At 33.1% G+C, this 24,686-nt stretch carries 26 protein-coding genes; 20 read left to right on the top strand and 6 right to left on the bottom strand.

Annotation, left to right across the window (positions count from 1 at the left end; genetic code table 11):
* Positions 1-106 precede the first annotated feature (106 nt).
* The 16 genes from Z054_RS0120180 (at position 107) to Z054_RS0120105 (ending at position 17,504) form a co-directional block, all read left to right on the top strand.
* Entirely contained in the window at positions 107-619 is a 513-nt protein-coding gene (locus tag Z054_RS0120180) for a GNAT family N-acetyltransferase (RefSeq protein WP_024771848.1), read from the top strand.
* Between the two features lie 107 nt (positions 620-726).
* Positions 727-1,629 carry a DUF1963 domain-containing protein gene (locus tag Z054_RS0120175; protein ID WP_024771847.1) on the top strand — a complete coding sequence of 301 codons (903 nt, stop codon included), beginning with the start codon at positions 727-729 and terminating at the stop codon, positions 1,627-1,629.
* A gap of 166 nt (positions 1,630-1,795) precedes the next feature.
* Positions 1,796-2,173, top strand: a complete 378-nt coding sequence (locus Z054_RS0120170; RefSeq protein WP_024771846.1) for a nuclear transport factor 2 family protein — start codon at positions 1,796-1,798, stop codon at positions 2,171-2,173.
* Positions 2,174-2,356: 183 nt separating this feature from the next.
* Positions 2,357-3,226 (top strand): DUF5694 domain-containing protein, encoded by an 870-nt coding sequence (locus Z054_RS0120165; protein WP_024771845.1) that lies wholly within the window; start codon positions 2,357-2,359, stop codon positions 3,224-3,226.
* A gap of 300 nt (positions 3,227-3,526) precedes the next feature.
* On the top strand, positions 3,527-4,033 hold the full coding sequence (locus Z054_RS0120160; RefSeq protein ID WP_024771844.1) for a flavodoxin family protein: 507 nt from the start codon (positions 3,527-3,529) through the stop codon (positions 4,031-4,033).
* On the top strand, positions 4,033-4,809 hold the full coding sequence (locus tag Z054_RS0120155; RefSeq protein WP_024771843.1) for an arylamine N-acetyltransferase family protein: 777 nt from the start codon (positions 4,033-4,035) through the stop codon (positions 4,807-4,809). The genes Z054_RS0120160 and Z054_RS0120155 overlap by 1 nt, the downstream gene beginning before the upstream one ends.
* Positions 4,810-4,826: 17 nt before the next feature.
* Positions 4,827-5,360, top strand: coding sequence for a GNAT family N-acetyltransferase (locus Z054_RS0120150; protein WP_024771842.1), 534 nt, complete (start codon positions 4,827-4,829; stop codon positions 5,358-5,360).
* A gap of 58 nt (positions 5,361-5,418) precedes the next feature.
* Positions 5,419-6,918 (top strand): malate dehydrogenase (quinone), encoded by a 1,500-nt coding sequence (gene mqo, locus Z054_RS0120145; RefSeq protein WP_024771841.1) that lies wholly within the window; start codon positions 5,419-5,421, stop codon positions 6,916-6,918.
* Positions 6,919-7,045: 127 nt separating this feature from the next.
* The gene (locus tag Z054_RS0120140; RefSeq protein WP_024771840.1) at positions 7,046-8,173 is read left to right on the top strand and encodes an AraC family transcriptional regulator; all 1,128 of its coding nucleotides are present in this window, start codon (positions 7,046-7,048) and stop codon (positions 8,171-8,173) included.
* A 95-nt stretch (positions 8,174-8,268) separates the two neighbouring features.
* Complete coding sequence (locus Z054_RS0120135) at positions 8,269-8,676, top strand: lipocalin-like domain-containing protein (RefSeq protein ID WP_024771839.1); 408 nt, start codon at positions 8,269-8,271, stop codon at positions 8,674-8,676.
* 197 nt (positions 8,677-8,873) lie between these two features.
* Positions 8,874-9,434, top strand: a complete 561-nt coding sequence (locus Z054_RS0120130) for a TIR domain-containing protein (protein ID WP_024771838.1) — start codon at positions 8,874-8,876, stop codon at positions 9,432-9,434.
* Between the two features lie 626 nt (positions 9,435-10,060).
* On the top strand, positions 10,061-13,288 hold the full coding sequence (locus Z054_RS0120125; RefSeq protein WP_024771837.1) for a SusC/RagA family TonB-linked outer membrane protein: 3,228 nt from the start codon (positions 10,061-10,063) through the stop codon (positions 13,286-13,288).
* An 11-nt stretch (positions 13,289-13,299) separates the two neighbouring features.
* Complete coding sequence (locus Z054_RS0120120) at positions 13,300-14,715, top strand: SusD/RagB family nutrient-binding outer membrane lipoprotein (protein ID WP_084050493.1); 1,416 nt, start codon at positions 13,300-13,302, stop codon at positions 14,713-14,715.
* A 292-nt stretch (positions 14,716-15,007) separates the two neighbouring features.
* Positions 15,008-15,388: a hypothetical protein gene (locus tag Z054_RS32240; RefSeq protein WP_024771835.1), complete on the top strand. Its 381-nt coding sequence runs from the start codon at positions 15,008-15,010 to the stop codon at positions 15,386-15,388.
* A gap of 49 nt (positions 15,389-15,437) precedes the next feature.
* Complete coding sequence (locus Z054_RS0120110) at positions 15,438-16,022, top strand: penicillin-binding protein activator LpoB (protein WP_024771834.1); 585 nt, start codon at positions 15,438-15,440, stop codon at positions 16,020-16,022.
* Positions 16,023-16,088: 66 nt separating this feature from the next.
* The gene (locus tag Z054_RS0120105) at positions 16,089-17,504 is read left to right on the top strand and encodes a COG3014 family protein (protein ID WP_024771833.1); all 1,416 of its coding nucleotides are present in this window, start codon (positions 16,089-16,091) and stop codon (positions 17,502-17,504) included.
* A gap of 17 nt (positions 17,505-17,521) precedes the next feature.
* Here Z054_RS0120105 and hemL read toward each other — a convergent pair whose 3' ends face one another.
* The 4 genes from hemL to Z054_RS0120085 are packed head-to-tail and all read right to left on the bottom strand — an operon-like array spanning position 17,522 to position 20,959.
* Complete coding sequence (hemL, locus tag Z054_RS0120100) at positions 17,522-18,808, bottom strand: glutamate-1-semialdehyde 2,1-aminomutase (protein WP_024771832.1); 1,287 nt, start codon at positions 18,806-18,808, stop codon at positions 17,522-17,524.
* 2 nt (positions 18,809-18,810) lie between these two features.
* Entirely contained in the window at positions 18,811-19,683 is an 873-nt protein-coding gene (locus Z054_RS0120095) for a glucosaminidase domain-containing protein (protein ID WP_035092840.1), read from the bottom strand.
* A 1-nt stretch (position 19,684) separates the two neighbouring features.
* Positions 19,685-20,632, bottom strand: a complete 948-nt coding sequence (locus tag Z054_RS0120090) for a 1-aminocyclopropane-1-carboxylate deaminase/D-cysteine desulfhydrase (protein ID WP_024771830.1) — start codon at positions 20,630-20,632, stop codon at positions 19,685-19,687.
* On the bottom strand, positions 20,633-20,959 hold the full coding sequence (locus Z054_RS0120085) for a hypothetical protein (protein ID WP_024771829.1): 327 nt from the start codon (positions 20,957-20,959) through the stop codon (positions 20,633-20,635).
* A gap of 29 nt (positions 20,960-20,988) precedes the next feature.
* On the opposite strand from Z054_RS0120085, the gene Z054_RS31825 reads away from it, so the two are divergent.
* The 3 genes from Z054_RS31825 (at position 20,989) to Z054_RS0120070 (ending at position 22,558) form a co-directional block, all read left to right on the top strand.
* A complete protein-coding gene (locus Z054_RS31825; protein ID WP_159025630.1) occupies positions 20,989-21,165 on the top strand; it encodes a DUF5522 domain-containing protein in 177 nt (58 codons plus the stop codon).
* 156 nt (positions 21,166-21,321) lie between these two features.
* On the top strand, positions 21,322-21,852 hold the full coding sequence (locus tag Z054_RS0120075) for a DUF4136 domain-containing protein (RefSeq protein WP_024771828.1): 531 nt from the start codon (positions 21,322-21,324) through the stop codon (positions 21,850-21,852).
* A 94-nt stretch (positions 21,853-21,946) separates the two neighbouring features.
* Entirely contained in the window at positions 21,947-22,558 is a 612-nt protein-coding gene (locus Z054_RS0120070; RefSeq protein ID WP_024771827.1) for a DUF4230 domain-containing protein, read from the top strand.
* 255 nt (positions 22,559-22,813) lie between these two features.
* Here the strand turns inward: Z054_RS0120070 and Z054_RS30455 are convergent, their stop codons facing one another.
* Complete coding sequence (locus tag Z054_RS30455) at positions 22,814-23,284, bottom strand: GNAT family N-acetyltransferase (protein WP_161635316.1); 471 nt, start codon at positions 23,282-23,284, stop codon at positions 22,814-22,816.
* Positions 23,285-23,618: 334 nt separating this feature from the next.
* Between Z054_RS30455 and Z054_RS0120060 the strand changes: the two genes are divergently transcribed.
* Complete coding sequence (locus Z054_RS0120060) at positions 23,619-23,912, top strand: hypothetical protein (RefSeq protein WP_152538625.1); 294 nt, start codon at positions 23,619-23,621, stop codon at positions 23,910-23,912.
* 76 nt (positions 23,913-23,988) lie between these two features.
* Here the strand turns inward: Z054_RS0120060 and Z054_RS0120055 are convergent, their stop codons facing one another.
* Entirely contained in the window at positions 23,989-24,681 is a 693-nt protein-coding gene (locus Z054_RS0120055; RefSeq protein WP_024771824.1) for a nitroreductase family protein, read from the bottom strand.
* Between the last annotated feature and the right edge of the window lie 5 nt (positions 24,682-24,686).

Raw genomic sequence — 24,686 nt, 5'->3', positions numbered from 1 at the left:
ATACTCTCAATAAAAAAACAAATTCACAAAATATTAGCAATTTTTGGGTTGTAGCACTCTAAAAATAGTAAGACATTTGAATACACATTTCCTAAATGAAAAGAGTATGAAAATTGAAAATTGTACAATAGATGATATCGATGAAATATACAGATTATATCGAATAGCTTCGGCGTATCAAAAATCAAAAGAAGGAGTTATTGTTTGGCCAGAATTTGAGCGAAAACTTGTAGAAGACAGTATTTCAGAAAACAGGCAATTGAAACTCTCCATTGATAACAAAATTGCTTGTGTATGGACCATTACGTTTAGTGATGAGCAAATTTGGGAAGAAAAAAATGGCGATGCCGCTATCTATATTCATCGTATCGCAACTAATCCTGATTTTAGAGGTCAAAATTTTGTAGCAACTATTGTAAAATGGTCAAAAGAATATGCCCAAAAAAGTAATAAGGATTATATACGATTAGACACCCTTGGCAATAATGTAAAACTTATCGAACATTATAAAAAGGCTGGGTTTGACTTTTTAGGATTCTTTGATTTAAAAAATACCGAAGGATTACCTGATCATTATGGTAAAGCTCCTGCCAGTCTATTCGAAATAAAACTTAATTAGTAACCTAAAGAAGAAAAAAAACTCATCTATTTCACTGAAAACAGGGAACTAAAAAAGAGAAATGTAATCTATATTTGAGACAAAATAATAGTAATTCTACCTGATACATGAGTGACTTAAAAAATTTAATTATAGAAGAGATTAAAGAGTATGAATGGGACAAAATCGATGGTGTTATAAAATCGATTATCCCTAATATTATTTTCTCGGTCGATGAGAACAAATCTACTCAAAGTTTGTTAAATTCAAGATTTGGAGGAAAACCTGCAGCTCCTTCTGGTTTTAAGTGGCCTGTACAATCTTTAGGGCAAAAGGCTCCACTTGCTTTCTTTTTTCAGCTTAATTTTGAAGAAATAAAACCATTTGACGTAGAGAATATATTTCCCAAAAAAGGGATTCTTTTATGTTTTGCTTCTGTAACAGATGATATTATGTGGGAAGACGATTTGGAAGATGCTTTTAAAATCTATTTCTTTCCAGATACAGAAAATCTTGAGCTTGTTGATATTCCAAACAACATCCCGGATGATCAAAAACTAGCTACAAGAACGATAACTTTCAAAAATAGTTTTCAACTTCCTCGTTACCCTTTTAATTTTGCTTTACTAGAAGACGGTCATATTTCTGAAGATGATGCTGACGGAATTGATCAGGTTTCAGGAGATATGATGAGCGAAGCTATCAATATCCAAATGCGAACAAAAATGGCTCTTGAATCTGGTTTAAAACCACCAACTCCAAAAAATGATTTACACACCCTTTTTAGTCACAATATATTGTTAGGTGTTCCTTTTTCTGTTCAACATTATATTGCTGAAGAATGGGCCGAAAGACATCATGAAGATGATGATATGAGTCAAAATTATGTCAACCTCATTTCCTTTGAAATGAAAGGTCATGAAGGATATGGGTTTAGTTCAAACGGTGCTCATCTTTACCTTTGCATAGATAAAGAAGATCTAAAAAACAACGACTTTAGCAATGTTATTGCCTTAGTTCAGAACACATAAATCCTTATCTTTATTTCCTATTATACATAGTCAAAAATTGTTAATAAACACAAGAGGTTTTAGCATATAAACAGGGATTAAACAATCACTACTTCATAATATATCGAAGAAATAAAATTATCTTAGTAACGCTATATACAATTAGGGTAACATAAGACTAAAAATGATGAACTTAGAAGAAAATAAAAAGAATGCAATAGCATTCTACAAAACTGCCTATACCGGAAATCCAAAAAAAGCGGTAGAACTCTATGTTGGTGATCAATATATTCAACACAATCCAGATGTTGAAGACGGTACTCAGGGATTTATTGATTACTTCGAAAAAATGCAAGTCGAGTACCCCGAGAAATCAATTGAATTTGTACGTTGCATTGCCGAAGGAAATCTGGTATCACTTCATACACACCAGACCTGGCCTGGAAATGACGAATATATAACCATGGATTTTTTTAGATTTGATGAAAAAGGAAAAATTATGGAGCATTGGGACGCTATCCAGCAAATCCCTGAAAAACGAGCAAATAAGAACACCATGTATTAATTAAAAACTACGGCTACTCTATAAAATTTTATACCAAATACCACAATTCTAAATTATAAAAGCACTGTAACAATTTCATGTTCCTTTCATCTTTACACAAACGTATCTTGATTAAGTAGTACAACACAAAGTTATCTTAATAACGATGTACGTTTGTTAGTAACAATTATGAAACATCAACTTATGAAACAATTTTCAAACAGTCTTTTACTATTATTAGTACTTGTAGTCGTATTTAGTTGTAATCCCAATAAAAGTAGCCCTGCCCTTAACGAGCTTGAGAAAGCAGAAAACACATTAAAAAATTATGATTCATTAACGCAATCAAAAATTATGATTGTAGGGACATTACATTTTGGCAAAGACATTCTCGAACCCGAAAATCAAGAGAATATTGCAAAATTGGTCAAAGCTATATCCATATACAATCCTACAAAAGTAGTATTAGAATGGGAGCCTTCTGCATTATCTGTAGCAAACAAAGAGTATCAATCTTTTGTAGCTGATACATTTAATATTTCAAATAAGAGGAATGAAGTTTATCAATTAGGATTTCGCATTGCTAAGGAAATGAAACATGATAGCATATACTTTTTTGATAACCAAACCGAATTTATAGGGTCTTTAGAAAATTTTTCCTTTGATTCATTTAGTGAGTATGCTAAGAAAAATGATGAAGGTTTTTACAATAGATATGAAAAGCACCTAACCAAGATTTTTAATCAAAATCAAAAGACATACAACGATCATAATCTATATGATCGTATTGCGCTTATGAACTCTCCAACGGCTCAAAAATTTAATGCTCAACGTATGCATATGTATGAAATAAGAGTAGGAATCCAAAAAAACTGGATCGGCCCCGATTGGTTAGGCCGATGGTATCAAAGAAATATTAGAATGGCAGGCAATATTCTAAAAATGAAACAAACAGGGGATAGAATACTTGTTATTGTTGGTAGTAATCATAAATGGACATTAGACATGTTATTTGAAAACATTCCGGATTTTGAAGTGGTTTCAAGCTGGGAATATCTAAAGAATAATCAATAACAAAGTTACCCATAATCAATAACGAGTTTGACTTTAATCCAAAAAAAAGAACTCAACTATATCTGCAATAGAATAAAAGGTATATAAAACAGTAGTGTCATAAAATTTTCTACAGATGTGATGAACATACCTCCTATCCTGCTAATACATATACAAAAAATATGGATTATAAACGACATATTATCTACCGGTGCTGATCACGATAGATTTTTCTATCTTAGTCTCAATATAACATATCGTCGTGAATAGTTATCTAAAAATTAGAACCAGATCGACAACATAAAAAGAACATAATACCCGATGAAAAAAGGAATTATAATTCTCGGTAGTTCAAATAGTAATGGAGATACATATAAAGCAGCTTCATTCGTTAGTCAACAAATGAACTATTCTATACTAGATTTAAAAACAAAAAATATATCTGAATTTGATTACGAATTCAAAAATAGAAATGATGATTTTCATCCTTTAATTAATGAAATCGTAAGTCAATATGACCTCATTATTTTTGCAACTCCCGTGTATTGGTATACAATGAGTGGAATTTTGAAAACTTTTTTAGATAGAATTTCAGATTGTTTAAAAATAGAAAAAGATGTAGGTAGAAAACTAAGAGGAATGGAAATGGCAGTACTAAGTTGTGGTTCGGATAAACAACTAAAAGATGGATTTCATATGCCATTTGTAGAAACATCAAAGTATCTGGGGATGAACTATATTGGAGATGTACATTGCTGGATCGAAAACAATAACCTTCCTGACTTGGTAGAAACAAAATTAAGCGATTTTATAAATCAAATACAGTAATGGATATTCAACCCTATCTAGAACGAATAAAGTATACGAAAGACATAAGTGCTACTGAAAAAGTTCTTTTCGAACTTCAGCAAGCTCATTTAAAAAGTGTTCCTTTCGAGAATTTAGACATTCATTATAATAGAGAAATCACTCTCGACATTGATGCTATTTACAATAAAATAGTAGTTCAAAAAAGAGGAGGGTTTTGCTATGAACTAAATGGGTTATTCTATCATTTATTAAAAAAAATTGGGTTTGATGTAAAAATGATTTCAGGTAGAGTTTATAGCAAATCAAAGGATTATGGAAAAGAATATGATCATTTAGCAATAATAGCTTCTACCCGTAACAATGATTATCTGGTAGATGTAGGGTTTGGTAAATTTTCATACACTCCGTTACTGATTAAAACCGGGGTTAAGTTATCAGATGATTTTGGTTATTTTAAGTTCGATAAATTTGATGATGATTATTTAAGAGTAAATGAAATAGTAAATGAGGTATCAACTCCACAGTATATTTTTAAAACTATAGGTCGAAATTTTAATGAATTTCAAGAGATGTGTACTTTTCATCAAACAAGTAAGGATTCTCATTTTACACAAAAAAAAGTAATTTCTATGGTAACCGATACCGGAAGAATTACTCTAAATGACAAGCAATGCAAAATTACCAAAGGAACAGATTCTGAAATAATAGAGTTTACAGAAGAAATAAAATTTAATGAGCTTCTAAAAGAGTATTTTGATATCGAAATAAAGAAGCATACAAATATCAAATCATAATATCATACTACACATAAATGGCAACTACATTTCCCATAATAGAAACAGAACGATTACTGCTAAGACAGTTTACAAATGATGATTTAGAGAATGTATATCTTGGCCTTTCAAATCCTGATGTAATCAAATACTATGGTGTTAGTTTTAATAGTCTTGAAGCTACCAAAGAACAAATGACATGGTTTGCAGAATTAGAAAAAAATGAAACCGGGATATGGTGGGCCGTCTGCTCAAAGGATGGTAACACTTTCTATGGTGCAGGAGGACTTAATGCTATAGAAAAAGAAAACAAAAAAGCAGAAATCGGGTTCTGGCTTCTTCCTGAGTATTGGGGAAAAGGAATCATGAAAGAAGTAATGCCACTCATTTGTAAATTTGGATTCGAAAACCTAGGATTACATAGAATTGAAGGATTTGTAGATGCAGAGAATACGAACTGCAAAAATGGATTGGCTAAATTCGATTTCAAATATGAAGGGACTATGGTCGACAGTGAAATCAAAGACGGAAAACATATTAGCGTAGCTATTTATGCTATGTTAAATAAATAAAAGGATAAAAACAAAAAGTGACATATAACAACGCTTAATTTAACAACAAATACATACCATGCCTAATATAAATAACTTTACTCTTATCGGTGCCGGAATTATGAGTGCCACTTTAGGTGTACTCATAAAAGAATTAATTCCTGATGCCCAGATAAACATCTACGAACGATTAGACAAAGTAGGCGCCGAAAGTTCTGATGCATGGAATAACGCAGGTACCGGGCATTCTGCCTTTTGTGAATTGAATTATACTCCCGAGCGAGAAAACGGAGCAATAGACATCTCTAAAGCACTAAGAATTAGTGCTAATTTTGAAGTTTCAAAACAGTTATGGGCATATTTGCTAGAAAAAGGTTCTATACAAACAGAAAGTCCATTTATTAATGATATTGATCATATGAGCTTTTTGTGGGGTGATCAAAACATTGCATTTCTAAAAAAGAGACATGAAGCATTGACTCAATACGACATGTTTAAGAACATGAAATATGCAGAAGATCATAAAGAAATCACTGAATGGATTCCCCTGATTATGACTGGTCGTGACCCTAAACAGAAGGTTGCTGCTACAAGAATGCCTATTGGCACAGATGTAAACTTTGGTGCTATTACACGCGGAATGATAAAATATCTCGAAACCTGTGATGGCGTAAACCTGCATCTTGGTCATGAAGTAGAAGATCTTAGAATGCAAGACAATGGTAATTGGCAAATTGATGTAACAGATTTACAAAGCTCAGAAGAAAAAACGGTTACTACTCAATTTGTTTTTGTTGGTGCTGGTGGCGGATCACTATTACTTCTAGAAAAATCAGATATCCCAGAAGAACGTGGATATGGTGGTTTTCCTGTGAGTGGTCAGTTCTTGCGTTGCAACAATCCAGATGTTATCGTTAAACACGAAGCTAAAGTCTATGGCAAAGCCGAAACCGGATCCCCACCAATGTCTGTACCTCATCTCGACACCAGAATGTTAGATGGAGAACGTTCATTATTATTTGGGCCTTATGCTGGTTTCTCTACCAAGTTTTTAAAGAATGGCACATATATGGATCTCCCACTATCTATAGAGGCACATAACATTTGGCCCATGTTAGCTGCAGGAATTCACAATTTGTCATTAACAAAATATCTAATCCAACAAGTATATCAGTCCCCAGAAGAACGATTTGCTACATTACAAAAATACTATCCCGAAGCTAAGTTTGAAGATTGGGAGTTAATCACTGCCGGGCAAAGAGTACAGATTATTAAAAAAGACAAAGAAGAAGGTGGAGTCCTTAAATTTGGAACCGAAATTGTTACCAACCAGAAAAAGACAATGGCAGTATTACTAGGTGCCTCACCTGGAGCCTCTACCTCTGTTTCTATAATGTTAGATGTTCTGTCAGAATGTTTCCCAGAAGAAATGAAATCAAAATCATGGGGTGATATCTTAAAACAAATGATTCCTAGTTTTGGTAAATCTTTAATTGAAGATGGTAAATTATGCCTTCAAACCAGAAATAGAACAACAGAGATATTAAAGTTACAATCGTCTAGACAAACTCCAACCTAGATCACTAAACTGTAAAAAAGAAAGTACATACTTTATACCAACCCTATTGTAATGTGATTTGTTTCTTAAATTATACACATATTCTACCTGAGGTACACAATTAAGACAAAATAAACTTTTATTAAGTATGAATTTTGAAATATTAGATTTTTTGATTTTAATAGGAGTAACTCAAGGATTCATCTTTGCGATCATAATTTTATTCTCCAGATTCTTTAAAAACAAAGCAAATTTATATCTGGGAATAAGTCTTTTACTTGGGGTTTTTATCAATATTCAATACTGGGCCTTACATTATGATTGGTATAAAGAATACCAAGGCTTTAGAATACTAGAAGATATTGAATTAGTATTGGTTTTTCCGGTAACTTTATATTTTTATTACTTAAAATTATTAAATCCATCATTAAAGCTTAGAAATAAACAATGGGTATTATTTGTTCCCTTTATTATATCAATAGGACTAAACTTGTATATTGGCGGGCAGTTTTATTTTGATTTATATCCTATTCATAATAAAGCATGGATACCACATTTTTATACGATAGAATATTATTTTTCAATCCTATTTAATCTAGCATTACTTGTAGTAGAATTTCGTTTGTTACTTAAAAATACGATCAAATATCAACCAGATATCGGCTATGATCTAAAATGGATACGTTTATTTTATACTTTTCATGTTTTACTCATCTTTTTTTGGATTATAACTAATGTAGTAGACTACTATTATAACAATGATTATTCTATTATTATATGGCTATTGCTTAATATTCTTTTTTATTGGATTGGTTATCAAGGTATATACAAGTTTACTTTGGCCAAAAACAGATTCGAAATAAGAGAGATAAACAAAAAGAAAGCAAATGAAAAACAGAAAGATATTATAAAATTTAAAGAAGGAGAAGACAACCCATATTTTAAAAAATTCATACAACTTTTAGAAACTGAAAAATTATATAGAAATCAACAATTGAGTAGAGATGATATTGCAGCCAGGTTAAATATAAGCATTGGTTACCTTTCTCAAATAATTAATAGTGTTACTCAAAAGAACTTTTCTGATTATCTAAACTTATATAGAGTGAAAGAAGCTAAAATCATGATTTTGAACCCTGAATTTGATAACTATGATATGGTTGCAATAGGACTTGAAGCTGGTTTTAATTCTAAATCTGCATTTTATAAATATTTCAAGAAAGAAACCGGTCATACACCAACTACATTTAAAAAAATATACAAAGAACAGATGTAATAATAAAAAGAGTCCATAATTGTTCAATTCTAACTTTTGGAGACTTCTAACTTTTAAAACCAAGCTAATTTTGCTCAAAACAAAAAAAGAAAATTATGAGCAAAAAATTAATTGTATTCGCTTTAATAGGGTTAAGTATTACTTTTTCATGCAGTACTGATGATGATATCGTCGGCACAATTAATGAAACCTTTATTATCGGTCAATGGCAATTATCCAGTTCTACTAAAAATGGAACTAATATTGATTTAGATACCTGCGACCTTATGGAGACTTATGTATTTAACAATTCAAATAAAGTAAGTATTACTCTTCATACTTCTAACACAGAAAATGTATGTGAAGAAGATTCTAAAACAACTTATGATTATACTGTTACTGGTGCTAATCTTACAATTAGCAATAATAGTGCTTTCGTAGTTTCGACCCCAGAAAACGCCACACTTGTTCTCACATCCAAAAGTTCATCAGATACTTTTGTAAATACATATAGGAGGAAATAATCCAAAAATATATTGTGTTAAAAATGTTCAGATTTGATATGATATTAGATCTGGACATTTCTATATCATATTCCCTGAACATATAGCAAAGAAACCTTTTATTACATTCGGCATAATGAAGATTTAACAATATCCACAACAACAAAACCTAGGGTCAGTACGTTAAGATATTCACACACGATCATGTTAAAGAACTCATGAATATATTACCTAAGTACGGGCTATTGCAGTTTAGAAATGCAGCGAGAATATATAGTAAGTCTATTACTGAAAGTCTACAACTCTTTAAGGAAGAAACAAAATTCCTTAAAACCTCTCTGTTTTTTTCTTATAAACACGATGAGCTTGAAGAACTTGACAGTGCAATTAATTTTTTAAAAGGGTTTGGTGTACTTATCTATGCAGATTACTTATTGTTAGATCAGAGTACTCCAGAAAAACCAAGTAAAATAACCGACAAACAGATCCAAGAAAGGACAGAAGAAAAAATAAAAGATAATAGGAAATTTATTTTCCTGGCAACAGAAAATGCCATTATTTCTAAACGCTGTAAGTGGGAATTACGATATGCCAATACACAAAAAACCAAAGATCATATCGCTATTTTTCCTATACGAGAGGATTATACAGATTATGGAGGATCCGAATACCTGCAAAAATTCCATTACATTCAAAAAAGTGAAACAAATCCAGAAGGATATGATGTTAAATCTCCTAATGGAGATGTCATAGAACTAAGTGCCTGGTTAGCATCGTAATTAGCTATCTATAACCTTAAACAGTAGCATGTCGTAGTTAAACATTTGTTATTCAAAACTTTGTATTTCTCATCAAATTTATACGCTACCGATGAGTTTGATCATTTTTTTTATTCTTCAAATATTTTTTAATTTTTTTTCAATATCTTCATAGTAAATCATAAAAAACTAAAAATTTACTGATTATCCGCATTTTTCATTAAAAAAAGTGAACTCCAATTGGGGGGGGGTAATGCCCAATAACACGTCTTATATAATAGGCACCATAGTCAATACAAGTAACAATTAATGTAGTGCCCGCGCTTAACCAATTTCTATTAGTTGTAGGTATACTTACCTATTTATAGTATATCTCTTTGGTATAAATCTTAGTAAAAACACGAAAATGCTTCTAAATAAACCATTTAGTATACATATACTGCATGTTTCATTAACCTCTATGTTAATAAGGCACCTTGATATTCTGCATATTCGATTACTCTTTATACCAAAGATGGTTTTCCTTTTTATTTCAGAATTTCATAGGATTTCACCTACTCTATATCCTCCCCAAAATATTCAAAATTATAATTCACTAACTAAAATGTAGTATCATTTTAATTCATGTCTAATCAAATCACAATTGTATGAGAAAACAACTCTTAATTTTAATGTGTGCAGTACTGCTATCGAGTATTGGCTATAGCCAAACTACAATAACAGGGACTGTACGGGACATATCAGGTCCCTTACCCGGGGCAACAATTCTAGTACAGGGAACTAGGACTGGAACGACGACAGATTTTGACGGTAAGTATACTATCGAAGCAAGTACTGATCAAACATTAGTCTTTTCGTATTTGGGATATGTCACGCGAGAAATACCGATTGCTAATCAAACCGCAATCGATGTTATCTTACAGGAAGATGCAGAAGCCTTAGGCGAAGTTATTGTAACCTCTTTAGGGTTTGTAGAAAAAAGAGATAAACTATCTTCTACTTATTCTAAAATCGATGCAGATAAACTAGTACAACCTGTAGAAAATAAGATTATTGATGGTATAGCCGGTAAAGCTGCTGGTGTAAGTATCAATGCCACCTCTGGAGATCCCGGAGCTGGTTCTAATATTCAAATCAGGGGAACAAGTTCTCTGGGAGGCTCTAGTCAACCTCTAATTATTGTAGATGGAGTACCCTTAAACAATGATACAATAGAAGGTTCTGGTAGTGGAGATACTTCTGCCGGAGTGTCACAGCAATCCAGACTTAATGACCTTAATCCCGATGATATTGAATCTTTTCAGGTATTTAAAGGAGCTTCTGCCGGAGCATTGTATGGAACAAGAGCGCTTAACGGAGTAATTGTAATTACCACCAAAAAAGGTAAAAAAGGTAAAATGAGAATTACCTTTTCTTCTGGTGTTTCTATTGATGAAGTATCTTACAAACATCCATTACAACAATCTTTTGGGCAAGGTACCAATGGTAATTATAGCCCAACATCTGCTTTCTCCTGGGGAGATAGAATCTCAGACAGAAGTGGAGCTCAAGACGATGTAGATACTACCGGTGAGTTTTTTGAATCTTTGGTATCCAATAATACTATTTATCCAATTACTCAAAAAAATAGAAGAGAACAATATGTCGATAGTAATTTTGATAAAGTATTTGGTACCGGGATCACACTCGATAACCGTTTCACCTTAAGTACAGGAAATGAAAAAGGAACCTATTTCTTAAGTGGAGGCCATGTAGATCAAGACGGAACGATTAAAAATAGTTTTTATAAAAAAACTAATTTCACCTTATCTACTTCTCAAAACTTTACAGATAGGCTTACTGCTAATATCAAAGGAAATTACATTCATACCAGTTCTAACAGAATTCAGCAGGGTTCTAATACTGCAGGATTATACCTGGGATTACTGCGTACTTCACCAGATTTTGATATCACAGATTATAAAGGAGATTATAATAATGGCTCTGGGACTATTGTACAATCACGTCATCGTTCTTACCGAAGATATCTTGGAAATAGTGACAACGCTATTTATAATAATCCCCTTTGGACAATCAATGAACAAGGAAGTACTGCCAAAGTAAATCGTTTTATTGGTACAGCAGAATTAAAATATCAATGGAACGATAATATCAATTCTATCCTTAGAGGAGGTGCAGATTTTTATTCTGATAACAGGGTATATTTCTTCCCATACTATACTGCAAGTTCTGCTCGAAGGTTTGGTTTACTTAATGACGAAACCATAAATAATGAAGAATATACGATGGATATACTAACATCTTTTAGATATGCATTAACCGAACAACTAAACACCAATGTAATAGTAGGATATGGTATCAACGACAGGAGAAGAAAACGACATTTCATTGAAGCAGATAATTTTATTGCCAATTTCAGAAAACCGTTGGATCCTGTAGAAATCTCGGCAAAAGAAAATATCTCCTCAGAGATTACCAGAACCTCGAGAAGAAATATCCGCTTCTATGGTACTGCTAATTTTGATTATGCCAATCAATTGTTTTTAACTCTCGGAGGAGCTTATGAAAAACATTCTGTACTCCCTAAAAGTGATAATGCATTCTTTTATCCGAGTGCAGAATTAGGATGGACTTTTAGTCGTTTGATCAATGGTTTTGATCCTTTATCCTTCGGTAAACTCAGGCTCGCTTTTGGTCAGGTAGGTAATGTTCCTCTGGCGCATAGAGAGGAGACTGTTTTTGAAGTAGGATCTTTTTCTACTTTTTCTGATGCGATAGCACTGGAAGATTTTGGAGGAGGATTTCAATTCGATGAACGCCTTGGGAATCCAAATTTAAAACCAGAAATCAAAACAGAATACGAGGTTGGATTAGATTTTCGTTTCTTCACTAATAAGCTTTCACTATCGACTACCTATTACAAAAACGAAACTAAAGATGTATTACTGAATATAGCAATACCTCCAACATTAGGGTTTTCTGAGATCTATGGAAATGGAGCTACGATAGAAAATGAAGGATTTGAAGTCGAATTGAAATATGATTTTATAAAAAACAGAGATTGGAAAGCTAGTGCTGCAATAAATTTTAGCACCAATAAAAATCTGGTTTCTAAGATTGAAGGAGGAGGAGTTGTTAGCTTTACCCCAGGTAGTTCTATCCAATCTGTAGCCATAGAAGGAGAACCATTAGGAGTTTTGTATACACAGGGAGCCCAACGTAATGCTGATGGAAGCCTGGTATTAGATGCCAATGGTTTTCCAATAGTAGATACTGGTGGTAACAAAGTGGTAGGAGATCCTAATCCAGATTGGTTAGGAGGTTTACAATTAAGTGTATCTTATAAAGATATATCGATATCAGCATTGTTTGATACCAGTCAAGGTAATGATATGGCTCAAAGAACCCGTTTCATTACTTCATACTTCGGGACCCACGGAGATGTAGGAAATACCATTACTCTAAATGAAGATCTGGTGAATTTTAATGGAGATGTTGTCCCGGCAGGTACAAGCGTAAGAGCTAATATAGGTAACTTCGGAAATGGAAATGTATTGCTAGATGAGAGTTATTATAGAAACCTATATGGTTTTGGAGATGGTAAATTAAATGAATTTGCTGTTGGTGATGCTAGCTGGACAAGGTTTAGAGAACTTTCATTATCCTACCAACTTAATTCTCAAGGGCTACAAAAAACAACAGGATTAAGCTCTATTGAATTTACAGCCTCTGGAAGAAACCTGGTCATCTGGACCGATGTAGTTGGTATAGATCCTGATGTAAATCAATTTGGGGTCGGTAGAGGAAAAGGACTGGATTATTTCTCGAATCCAGGAGTGAGAACCTATGCTTTTAGTATTAAGTTTAATTATTAAAAAACGAAATCATGAAGACTATATATAAAATAATAGTATCCTGTATCGTAATCACGATGTTCTCCTGCGAAGATTATCTGGATGTTAATGAAAATCCAAATCAGTTGGTCGAAGTTCCATCTGGAGACCTTCTATTAAAAGGAACACTCTTGGCCAATGCACAGGTACAACAAGGACAACTAGCCAGAACCTCTATGTATTATTCTGGCGGACTTATTGGATTAAATCTGGTACAGCAAACGCTCTATAATTATGATTACACACCAGGTGATTCTGATGCCGTATGGGAATTAATCTATAACGGAATATTAGTTCAAAACAAGGAAATTAGAAGGATTTCTCCTAACCTTGATTTACTGCAAGGGATCATCGATGTTAATGAAGCATTAGCTATTGGTACAGGAACATCTCTTTTTGGAGATATCCCCTATTCTAATGCAGTGCCAGATAATGCTAGTTTAGAATCTCCTGATCCTACAATAGACCTGCAATCAGACATCTATAACAATTTGCAAACTTTACTGGATGGAGCTATATCCAAAATAAATAATGCCACTACTAATGTTGGTAGCGAAGATATTTATTTTTCTGGCAATGGTGCTTCCTGGGTTGCATCTGCATACACTCTAAAAGCCCGGTATTATTTACAAACCAAACAGTACAATCTGGCATTAAACAATGTAGTAAATGGTATTAACAGTGCATCTGGCACCATGGCTTATAAGCCTATTGGTAGTGTTGACTCAAACAGTAATATTCTTTTTAATTTTGTAAACAGTAGCCGTGCAGGTGATATGACCGGTGATAATGCTTTTTACCGCGATCTTATGGATCCTGCTAATACTTCTGGCAGAAATAATACTAAAACAGATGAAACTGCTCGTAGAAACTATTCTTACATTAGCGGAGATGGAAATCAGAATGATGGTATCGATGGACCATCTACACCTATGAAGTTAGTAAGCTACGAAGAAAATCTATTGATCTGGGCAGAATGTATCTTACGTATTAATAATGATAATCAAGGAGCTATTGATAAACTTAATGAATTAAGAGCTTATCTAGACTCTGGAAATGCATTTAACCTTATCGATGTAGCTGATACATTTAATTATGACCCGTATGTTCTGGCAGATTTTCAAGCAGGAGGAATTGAAAATGCTGATAATATAGCGGTAGACAGAGCAATTTTAAGAGAGATTATCGAAGAACGTTATGTAACAGGGTTTAGTACCTATATGCCATTTAACGATGCTCGAAGATTACTAAAATCCGATAGTGATGTTATTGTTCCTTTTCCCTTAAACAATACCACTACCACAATTAATCCACAACGATTTTTATATCCGCAGGATGAGTTAGATAGTAATGCTAACATACCAAATCCAATTCCCGATTTATTCGCTCCTACGCCAGTAAATCAATAGCCTAGTTATTCCATTTTGGAAACAATTAAAAACCAACGAAGTTAACTTCGTTGGTTTTTTTTATGTAAAATTAGAAATACCGCCTGATCCGCTCCTAACAAATTTTGATTAGACAAATTTTAACATTTTTAGAATAGGGTAACATCAATACTAAATGTTGTGTATATAAATTGAAAAGCCAAAATAGTTTCATAGATATGAAAATTATTTTCTCATATGATGCAACCCTTTGGCTTTTAAATTGTCATTTATTATTAGGTAATATTTGTATGGAAACTAATCTATAAGCATTATGAGAAACATATTTTCAGTATTCGTTTTTGTTATAATAGGGTGTATTGGGCATACACAAGAGGTACAACTCGAAGAAGATCAAAATCCTAATTATAAAATGGCTATGAATAGATTCTTAAAAAACAGTCAGGAATATACATTACAACAAGGCACTACAGCACAAGAAACCTATAAAGCCATTGATCCTCTTGAAGAAAAAAGAGAACTACGTTCATTACGAAGACAATACAGGTCACAAAGAGCATACTGGAGGCATGAACGAAGATTAAAGCGTATCGAAAACACCAGATATTATGACTATGGATCTTATTATGGTCATAGATCATATGGGTATGATTGGTTAACACTAGGAATTTTGGGAGCATGCATCCTTTGGTAATATCACTAAAAAAAACGCTAATTAAAATACATTAAATAAAAATTACAAAATGAGAAAATTAATCGCTGCTATAGCAGTATTACTGGTAGTATCTTTAACTTCTTCATGCGCAAGAAAAATTACACGTGTAGCTCCGGATACACAAATTGATATTAGCGGACGATGGAATGATACTGATTCACGCTTTGCAGCAGAAGAACTAACGCAAGAAGTACTTACAGCAAACTGGATAACCGATCATGTTCAGGAAAAAGGGAAAAAACCTGTGGTTATAGTTGGTTTAATACGTAATAAATCACATGAGCATATAGAAAGTGAAACCTTTATTAAAGATATAGAGAAGGCATTTATTCAACGACAAAAAGTTAGAGTAGTACAAGGTGGTAAAATGCGTGAAGAACTAAGAGCAGAACGTGCCGATCAACAAGACAATTCCTCTATATCTACCGTCAAAAAATTTGGATTAGAAACCGGAGCAGATTATATGCTTCAAGGTAATATTAACTCTATAGTCGATGCACATAAAAGGGACAAAGTAGTATACTATCAAATCGACCTGGAACTAACAAATATTCAGACTAATGAGAAAGTATGGATCGGAGATAAAAAAATAAAAAAGTTTGTTAAAAACTAATTCTTGATACTCTAAATTCAAACAAAACACCAAGCTTTCTCAGGAAAGCTTTTTTGATAATTGAACATGATCCATATAAAAATGATCTTTCGTGCTACACTATTGTGTTGCCTTTCAATATTGCTTAGCAATTGTGGTAGTTATCATACCAAGAGTGCACTTTTTCAAGGAAAGGTGCAACAAGGTGATGTAGAAGGTGCTATGGAGGTAATTGAAAAAAATAAATTTTTAGGAAAACCCAGAAATCATCTTCTATACTTATTAGAAAAAGGGAAATTAGCATACCTGGCAGGTAATTATACCTTAAGTAATAAACTTTTAAACGAAGCAGATCTGTTTATAGAATCTAATAAAAGAGCTATAGGAAATCAAGTTCTGGGAATTCTTTTAAATCCCGAAAAAGAAACATATAAAGGTGAAGATTTTGAAAAAGTTGCAATACACTATTACAAAGCACTTAACTATATATTTTTAAACAAATACGACGAAGCTATTGTTGAAGCTAAACGCATTTCATTACAACTACAAAGAATAAATGAAAATTATCCTCCTGAGAAAAAGAATAGATATAATGATGATGCATTTGCTCATATATTGCAAGGTCTATTATACGAAGCTTCAGGAGATATAAACAATGCATTTATTGCGTATCGCAATGCTGTAGACTTGTTTGTAGAAAACCAAGGTACTTATATTGGAGTTAATATACCCGAGCAACTTTACCAGGATATGTTTCATACAGCAAGTGTTATGGGATTTACCGATGAAATAGAACGTTATGAAAATCTATTAAACACTACCTATATTCCTAAAAAAACCGCTGAAGGTGGAGAAGCAATTATTTTTTGGGAAAACGGACTGGCTCCTTATAAAGATGAAACCTTTTATACGTTTACCATCTTGCCAGGTAACGAAATCGGGTTTCTAACCATTATCAATGAGGATCTCTCTTTAAATTTACCATTACCGATACCAACTGGAGGAGATAATAATTCTGATTTTTCTGATCTGGATATTTTTAATGTTGCATACCCTAAATATGTGAGTCAGCAATCTCTATACAATAATGCAGAGATACAAGTGGATAGTTTATCATATTCCTTTGAACTAACACAAGATTATGAAGAAATTGCTTTTAAAACTTTAAAAGACAGAACATTTAGAGAAATCGGAAAAATAGCCTTGCGACTAGGAACAAAGAAAGTTTCAGAATATATAGTAAAAAACCAAAATAGCGATTTAGGAGCTTTATTGGGTGTTTTTAATGCATTAACCGAAGGTGCCGATACACGTAATTGGCAGAGTTTACCTAAAAAAATATTTTATACTCGAGTCCCATTAAAGAAAGGAGAAAATACTTTAACCGTTAAACTACGTACAAATCAAGAAGTGCTAACTTCTAAAAATATCCTCATACAGGGAACTGGAGGAATTCAATTTGAAAAAATCACAACCCCAAGAGTTTTACACCCCAGTCAATAATTAATCTTGTTTATCTTCTAAAGTGTTTTAGCTACTTTTTGTACTACAGCAATAGTCTCATCCAGATCTTCATAAGTAAGTGCTTCGGTTATAAACCAGGTCTCAAAAGCGCTTGGTGCTATATAAACACCGTTGTCTAGCATCCCATGAAAAAACTTCTTAAAAGTATCGTTATTGCCTTTTGCAGCAGTATCAAAATCCACCACAGCATCCTCGGCAAAATGAACCGAAATCATAGAACCAATTCTATTGATCGTATAAGTGATATTATGCTCATCCAGGGCATTAGCAATTCCATGATGTAAGTATTCTGTCTTATCGGTCAGGCTTTTAAAAATCTCTGGGGTATTATTCAACTCGGTAAGCATTGCTAATCCTGCTGCCATAGCTAATGGATTACCACTCAAGGTTCCTGCCTGATACACTGGTCCAAGAGGTGCTAAGTGATTCATAATTTCAGAACGTGCTGCAAAAGCTCCAACAGGTAACCCTCCTCCAATTACTTTACCAAAAGTGACGATATCGGCATTTACACCTGTAAGCTCTTGTGCTCCTCCTTTAGCTAATCTAAAACCGGTCATTACCTCATCAAAAATTAACAGTATATCATGAGCATCACATAGAGATCTAAGTCCTTCTAAAAATCCTTTTACCGGTGGGATACATCCCATGTTTCCGGCAATAGGTTCTATGATAATACAGGAAATCTCTCCTTTGTTAGACATGATAATACGTTCTACATGATCCAAATCATTATATCTTGCTAATAAAGTATCTTGTGCTGTTCCTTTAGTTACACCCGGACTGTTAGGGCTTCCAAAGGTAACTGCACCACTTCCTGCCTGGATCAGAAAAGAATCGCTATGCCCGTGATAACACCCTGAAAATTTAATAATCTTATCCTTTCCTGTATATCCACGTGCTAATCGTACAGCACTCATACAAGCTTCGGTACCCGAGTTTACAAATCGTATTTTATCGATATTAGGTACCATGGCAACAGCAAGTTCTGCAATCTGAGTTTCAATTTCTGTTGGCATTCCAAAACTAGTTCCTTTTTTGGCCTTATCAATAACTGCATCAACTACAGGAGGATGTGCATGTCCCAAAATCATAGGTCCCCAAGAATTGATATAATCTATCAATCGGTTACCATCTTCATCATACAAATATGCTCCTTTGGCTTCTGTAACAAATATAGGGTCTCCTCCTACAGCTTTGAAGGCTCGTACTGGTGAGTTAACCCCTCCCGGGATCACTTTTTGCGCTGCTGTAAATAGCGCACTACTTCTTTTATAGATCATGCTTAATTAAAATCTTCTTCCTCTTCGTCGGCAGCTGCTACTTTAAGAACTTGCCCGACCGAGATATTATTATTGACCAGATTATTAAATGCTCTGAGTTCCTCTACAGAGATTTTATATCTCCTGGAAATCGAATATAGAGTGTCTCCTTTTTTTACTGTATAGCCATCCTTATTAGAAATGGAAGTTATAATCGCAACAGCTTCGCTTTTTTTACTTTTTCTTAAAGGTTTTGTGCCAAGTACCTCATCGTCAAATTTATCTAAATCATAACGTTCTATAATGGCAATAAGTTTTTGTGGATATTTTTTATCGGTAGCATAACCTGCTTCACGCAGACCACGTGCCCAAGATTTATAATCCTTTTGCTTAAATGTAAACAGTCTGGAATATCGTTTTCTATCTTTTAAGAATAAAGAATGATCTCTAAATGATTCACTTGCCTTATTGTATTTTCTAAAACATTCCTGAGAACGATCATCATCATGATATACCCGATCTCCTTCCCAATCATGACATTTAATCCCAAAATGGTTTCTTGCTCTTTGCGTTAGATCTCCATATCCCGCTCCAGACTCCAATATCCCTTGTGCTAATGTGATACTAGCCGGGATCCCGTACGTTTTCATTTCACTTTTAGCAATACCCGAAAACTCATTAATATAGCGTTGCACTTTATCGGTATACGACAATGCAGGAAGTGGTTTTCTGGTAGTATGCTCTTCTACTATAACTTTTTTAGGGCTTTGTTCAGCCTTGGTTATAACCGTTTGTTTAGGTTTAGGTTTATGCGTTCTCGAAGATGTTACCTTTTTGCTTCCTCCACAAGAAATCATAACCATAGCAATACATAACAATACAATAAATTTCCTCATTTTAATATTCAATTGTAATAAGGGGTAGTTTCTTTTTCTTTAATTTTTTGTTCATTCCGGCTATCCCTTGCAAACCACCGGTATGAATGGCTAAAATACGAGTATTTTTCTTAAAAACACCTTTTTGTGCCAGGTCAAAAATACCAAAAACCATCTTAACTGTATAGACTGGATCTAACGCAATATGTTGCTGATCGCTAAACACATTCATAAACTCAATTCCTTCTTGGTTTATTTTACCATATCCTCCAAAATGATATTCATGAATGAGTCTCCAATTGGTTTTTGATGTATATTTTTTAATCTCTTTGTCGAGGAAATCACCTTTTAAAGCAGGAAATCCCATAACGGTCTGATGAGGCTCTGTACTATTAATGATTCCTGCGATTGTGCCTCCCGTTCCTACTGCACAACAAATAACATCATAGTCACTATCTTGCGCAGTTAATATTTCCCCACACCCCTTAACAGCCAGATCATTAGTTCCTCCTTCGGGGATAATATAACATGAACCAAACTCATCCTTTAGTTGTTCTAAAAAAGCTAAAGATGTTTTATCTCGATATGCTGTTCTGCTAATAAACTTAAGACGCATTCCTGAAGCACTAGCAAATCGAAGGGTGTCATTTTCTGATAGTGTTTTCTCAAGATTGCCAGCCAGTTCTTCTCCTCTAATAATTCCTACGGTTTGTAATCCCATGATTTCTCCTGCAGCAGCAGTTGCAGCAATGTGATTGCTATAGGCTCCTCCAAAGGTAAGTACAGTAGTGCAACCAGACCTCTTAGCTTCAATAAGGTTATATTTTAATTTTCTGAATTTATTCCCCGAAACGTCTTTATGAATCTGATCTTCTCGTTTGATATCAAGAAATACTCCGGCTTTGTCCAAAATAGAATGCGTAATTGATTGATTTTTTGAAAGTGGTGTTTCCGAAGAAAAAATGTGCATTTATCGATATTTAATAAAACTCCAGAGTTTTCTGGTTTTGAGATAATCGAGGTTATCTTCATTAAGATATGCTTCTCTTTCAAAAGAAATATTACGATAGGCTTGCTGTAAATTTCTATATTGAATAACTCTAAACAAATATTCTGTAAAGTAAAAAAAATAAAAAGGTACAACTAACAGTTCTGCCTGCTGTCTTAAATGGATTTTTTCGTGATTAATAAAGACTTCATCCTCTTTGAGGAAAGAATTATTAATCACAATAAAAGGCCAAAGAGCGATACCAACAAAATGGCGACCTATCAAATATTTGTTAACAACAATGGGCATATAACTGCAAGATACTATTTTTGTAACTTATGGACAATCCTAAAAAAGTATTAACTCCAAAAGAAGGAGATTATTATATCACTCCAGAAGGGTATCGTTGTTTTACAGAACAATATCACCTAAGAAGAGGCTATTGTTGTGAGAGTGGTTGCAGGCATTGCCCGTATGGCTATGACAAAAAAACAAATAGTTATTCTAAAAAATAGATTTGCTATCTGTCTCATGGTACGATTATTGTGGTTAAATTTATTGAATATAGCTATTGTTAAACGTATATCAAATGCTCATTAAATGATTGATAAAATGTATTTATCTTTCTCAATCATCACAAAATCTATTTGATATTATAAAAAACTAGGATTATGAAATTTTTTTCACTTTTATCATTAATCCTTATCATAACTCTTAGTTCTTGCTCCACAGTGCGTGTTGCTTCGGATTATGATAAGCAGGCTGATTTTAACACTTATAAAAGCTTTGCATTTTACAAGCCTGGAATCGACAAAGCAGAAATTAGCGATCTTGACAAAAAACGTATCCTGCGTGCTATCGAAGCAGATATGACCTCAAAGGGTTTTGCAAAATCAGCAAATCCAGATGTGTTGGTAAGTATTTTTACAAAGACTAAGGAAAATGTAAACATCTATCAAAATAACTACGGATGGGGTTATGGATGGGGGTGGAATCCATGGTTCTGGGGAGCTGGATACAATACTGTTTCTACGACTACAGAAGGCACGCTCTATATAGACCTTATAGATGCCTCTAAAAAGGAATTGGTCTGGCAAGGAATGGGTTCTGCAGCATTAACCAAGGATGTGAACAAAAAGCAAGAAAAAATGAATGAGATTGTTACTGCAATCTTAGAAAAATATCCACCACAGGAACGTTAAAAAAATACTCTTTTATTTATATTACAAATAGCCTTTCTTTATAAGAAGGCTATTTTTTTGTGTACATTTATACTCAACTTGATACTATAGATGTATGCGTAATTTTCTACTCGGTGCACTTTTAACAGCACTCTTGGTATTTGGAATCAAATATATTATTGATCAATCTAATACCCAAAAAACAGAAGTAGCATCTTCTGGTCTTATTCTGGATCAAATCAAAAACGTTGGTAAGCTCGTGGTTACAGAAGGACACTTTTCTGATATAATTACTTATAAAAATGACAAAACCTATTTTAAAGTAATCTCATCAAAGAAAAAAATAATTGTAATGGTTAATGCCAATGTACAAGTCTCTTATGACTTAAGAAAGATTGAACATGTTATTGATCAAGAAACAAAAACACTTACTATAACAAGAATCCCTGCTGCAGAGGTTAATATTAATCCGGAAATAAAATATCATGATATTGAAGAAGGGATTATTAATAAATTTAACCCCGAAGATCATAACGCTATACGTAAAATAGTGATGGAGCAATTAGATAAAAAAGTAAAAAAATCTACACTTGTTACCAATTCACAAAATCGACTCATTAGTGAATTGCAGAAAATATATATCCTTACTAATTCTCTGGGTTGGACGTTAAAATATAAGGATGCAACGATAGACAGCCAAATAGGTGTAAAAGAATTTATATTTTAAATCTTAAACTATACATCAAAAAAAATGGGAAGAAATAATTCTTCCCATCTATAAATTTAAAAAAATCTGAATTACAGAATTCATTTTGTCCCTTAAACTCTAGTGTTATTACAGATTTACAAATTTGTTACTTCTTTATAACGCTTTACTTTCTAGATACCCTACCCCCCTTTGTCAAAAAAAAAAATAATATCTCTAAAAAGGTATTCAACTTCTTTAATATGATATCTTAATTCATCGGTATCATCAGGTGTTCTATTTTCTTAACCTATATTTTCGTTCTATACTATTTTCTTTTTCTGCATAAAATTCTTCAACATAATTCATTTCTTTTTCAAGGATACGTATAGAACCTATATTATCTTTACTTGCGTATGCAGTTAACTCATCTAATTTAATTTGGTCAAAACAGTATCCAAACAATCCTTTTGCTATTTCTCTACCAAATCCATTTCCCCAGAAACATTCTCTTAACCGATAGGCTATTTCAAATTCTGATCTATCATTTTCATATACTCCACATATACCTGCCAATTGATTACTATTACGTTCTATTACTGCCCAGATTTTAAAAAAAATATCAGTATCCTTATAATACCCAATAAAACGATTCAATTCTTGCTTACTCTCCTCAAAATTCATCGTTTTTTTGATATATCGCATTACATTAGGGTTGCCTTGCATATCATAAAAAGATTCTAGATCACTATCCTCTAGATGTCTCACAAACAGTTTTTTTGTTTCAAATAGTATCATTTCTACTTTACAGATTACACATTATCATACATGACTATTTCTTTTTAAAGTTATCCCAAACCTCTTTTTTCCTCTAGAGATTCTACACATAAAAAAGGCACAAGATTTTGTAACCTTTTCTCAAAAAAATTATCAAAAGACAAAAGCATGAGACAAAATTTAAAATAAATATAAACCAAACACACAAATTATGAAATCAATATCAAACATTAACAAGATTCTAGCTGTGGTTATATCGATAATTGGTTAGGTGGAGTTTTTTTCTTTGGATTTAATTTATCAAGAGTATTTTAATACAATTGTTATGGTGTTTAGAAATACAATCCCTATTCAAAATCTAAAATGCAATAATTGCGCTATAGCCCTAAAAAAGGAAATATTGCAGATTCAAAATATTTCAAAGGTGTATATCCATAGTGATTATTCTCATATTTCTTTTAATCATACTTCGGTCAATGATTTATCGAATATTGAAAATATGTTGACTCTTTTAGGGTTTCCGCCTGTAGGCGAAAAAATCAAAAAAAAGAATAATGCAGGGTATTATTGTAATGATCAATCCAGAAATTATTGCGTCTTCGAAAAGATTAGTGCATAAATCTCTAATCCAGGTTATGAAATAATTCGATTTTTTTCCTTATTACAAAGAGTAATTCTACTTTAGGTTTTTAATTTTATTCATAAAAAACGGTCATTTCATCCAATCCTTTTCTTTTTAAATCCGGCACATAGGCAGGAAATTTGGGATAGCCAACTGGGAGTAATAAAAAAGCTCTCTCATTAGCTGGTCTTTTAAGGATATTTGTCAAAAAATTCATAGGGCTTGGGGTATGGGTTAATGTCACCAATCCAGCATTATGAATTGCAGAGATTAACATTCCGCACGCAATCCCTATAGATTCATTCACATAATAGTTATTATGTTTATCACCATTTTCTTCGAATTCATATGCTTTTTTGAATGCTATAATCAACCAGGGAGCGATTTCTAAAAAAGGTTTGTTCATATCGGTAGCTAGTGGTTCGAGGTCTTTTTTCCATCGTTCACTCATCCTATTCCCATAGTTGGTTTTTTCTTCGATTTCTGCTTCTCTACGGATTTGAGTTTTTAATGCAGGGTTAGAAATGGCACAAAATGTCCAGGGCTGCTTATGTGCTCCAGATGGAGCAGTAGAAGCACTTTTGATAAGATTCTCAATAACCTCTTTTGGAACGTGTTTGTCAGAAAAATCTCGCACAGATCTCCTTTTGTCTAACCAATCATAAAATGATTTACTTTTTAAAACTAACTCTTCTTCAGAGAAAACATCAGAATGGTAAGAAACATGGTTATATCCGTTGATGGTAATGCTACTTGGTGATTCCATTTTTA

It is taken from the genome of Aquimarina macrocephali JAMB N27, assembly GCF_000520995.1.
Taxonomy (GTDB): domain Bacteria; phylum Bacteroidota; class Bacteroidia; order Flavobacteriales; family Flavobacteriaceae; genus Aquimarina; species Aquimarina macrocephali.
The sequence above is the reverse complement of the archived record's forward strand: the minus strand, read 5'-3'. Positions and strand labels throughout refer to the sequence as shown.

Excerpts from the sequence above, each read along its gene's own strand:
- Z054_RS0120175 (WP_024771847.1), top strand. The coding sequence starts at position 727 with ATGAGTGACTTAAAAAATTTAATTATAGAAGAGATTAAAGAGTATGAA.
- Z054_RS0120125 (WP_024771837.1), top strand. The coding sequence starts at position 10,061 with ATGAGAAAACAACTCTTAATTTTAATGTGTGCAGTACTGCTATCGAGT.
- Z054_RS0120070 (WP_024771827.1), top strand. The coding sequence starts at position 21,947 with ATGCGTAATTTTCTACTCGGTGCACTTTTAACAGCACTCTTGGTATTT.
- Z054_RS32240 (WP_024771835.1), top strand. The coding sequence starts at position 15,008 with ATGAGAAACATATTTTCAGTATTCGTTTTTGTTATAATAGGGTGTATT.
- Z054_RS0120130 (WP_024771838.1), top strand. The coding sequence starts at position 8,874 with ATGAATATATTACCTAAGTACGGGCTATTGCAGTTTAGAAATGCAGCG.
- Z054_RS0120095 (WP_035092840.1), bottom strand. The coding sequence starts at position 19,683 with ATGAGGAAATTTATTGTATTGTTATGTATTGCTATGGTTATGATTTCT.
- Z054_RS0120135 (WP_024771839.1), top strand. The coding sequence starts at position 8,269 with ATGAGCAAAAAATTAATTGTATTCGCTTTAATAGGGTTAAGTATTACT.
- Z054_RS0120105 (WP_024771833.1), top strand. The coding sequence starts at position 16,089 with ATGATCCATATAAAAATGATCTTTCGTGCTACACTATTGTGTTGCCTT.
- Z054_RS0120165 (WP_024771845.1), top strand. The coding sequence starts at position 2,357 with ATGAAACAATTTTCAAACAGTCTTTTACTATTATTAGTACTTGTAGTC.
- Z054_RS31825 (WP_159025630.1), top strand. The coding sequence starts at position 20,989 with ATGGACAATCCTAAAAAAGTATTAACTCCAAAAGAAGGAGATTATTAT.
- hemL (WP_024771832.1), bottom strand. The coding sequence starts at position 18,808 with ATGATCTATAAAAGAAGTAGTGCGCTATTTACAGCAGCGCAAAAAGTG.
- Z054_RS0120090 (WP_024771830.1), bottom strand. The coding sequence starts at position 20,632 with ATGCACATTTTTTCTTCGGAAACACCACTTTCAAAAAATCAATCAATT.
- Z054_RS0120085 (WP_024771829.1), bottom strand. The coding sequence starts at position 20,959 with ATGCCCATTGTTGTTAACAAATATTTGATAGGTCGCCATTTTGTTGGT.
- Z054_RS0120170 (WP_024771846.1), top strand. The coding sequence starts at position 1,796 with ATGAACTTAGAAGAAAATAAAAAGAATGCAATAGCATTCTACAAAACT.
- Z054_RS0120120 (WP_084050493.1), top strand. The coding sequence starts at position 13,300 with ATGAAGACTATATATAAAATAATAGTATCCTGTATCGTAATCACGATG.
- Z054_RS0120155 (WP_024771843.1), top strand. The coding sequence starts at position 4,033 with ATGGATATTCAACCCTATCTAGAACGAATAAAGTATACGAAAGACATA.
- Z054_RS0120060 (WP_152538625.1), top strand. The coding sequence starts at position 23,619 with ATGGTGTTTAGAAATACAATCCCTATTCAAAATCTAAAATGCAATAAT.
- Z054_RS0120180 (WP_024771848.1), top strand. The coding sequence starts at position 107 with ATGAAAATTGAAAATTGTACAATAGATGATATCGATGAAATATACAGA.
- Z054_RS0120055 (WP_024771824.1), bottom strand. The coding sequence starts at position 24,681 with ATGGAATCACCAAGTAGCATTACCATCAACGGATATAACCATGTTTCT.
- Z054_RS0120160 (WP_024771844.1), top strand. The coding sequence starts at position 3,527 with ATGAAAAAAGGAATTATAATTCTCGGTAGTTCAAATAGTAATGGAGAT.
- Z054_RS0120110 (WP_024771834.1), top strand. The coding sequence starts at position 15,438 with ATGAGAAAATTAATCGCTGCTATAGCAGTATTACTGGTAGTATCTTTA.
- Z054_RS0120140 (WP_024771840.1), top strand. The coding sequence starts at position 7,046 with ATGAATTTTGAAATATTAGATTTTTTGATTTTAATAGGAGTAACTCAA.
- mqo (WP_024771841.1), top strand. The coding sequence starts at position 5,419 with ATGCCTAATATAAATAACTTTACTCTTATCGGTGCCGGAATTATGAGT.
- Z054_RS0120075 (WP_024771828.1), top strand. The coding sequence starts at position 21,322 with ATGAAATTTTTTTCACTTTTATCATTAATCCTTATCATAACTCTTAGT.
- Z054_RS0120150 (WP_024771842.1), top strand. The coding sequence starts at position 4,827 with ATGGCAACTACATTTCCCATAATAGAAACAGAACGATTACTGCTAAGA.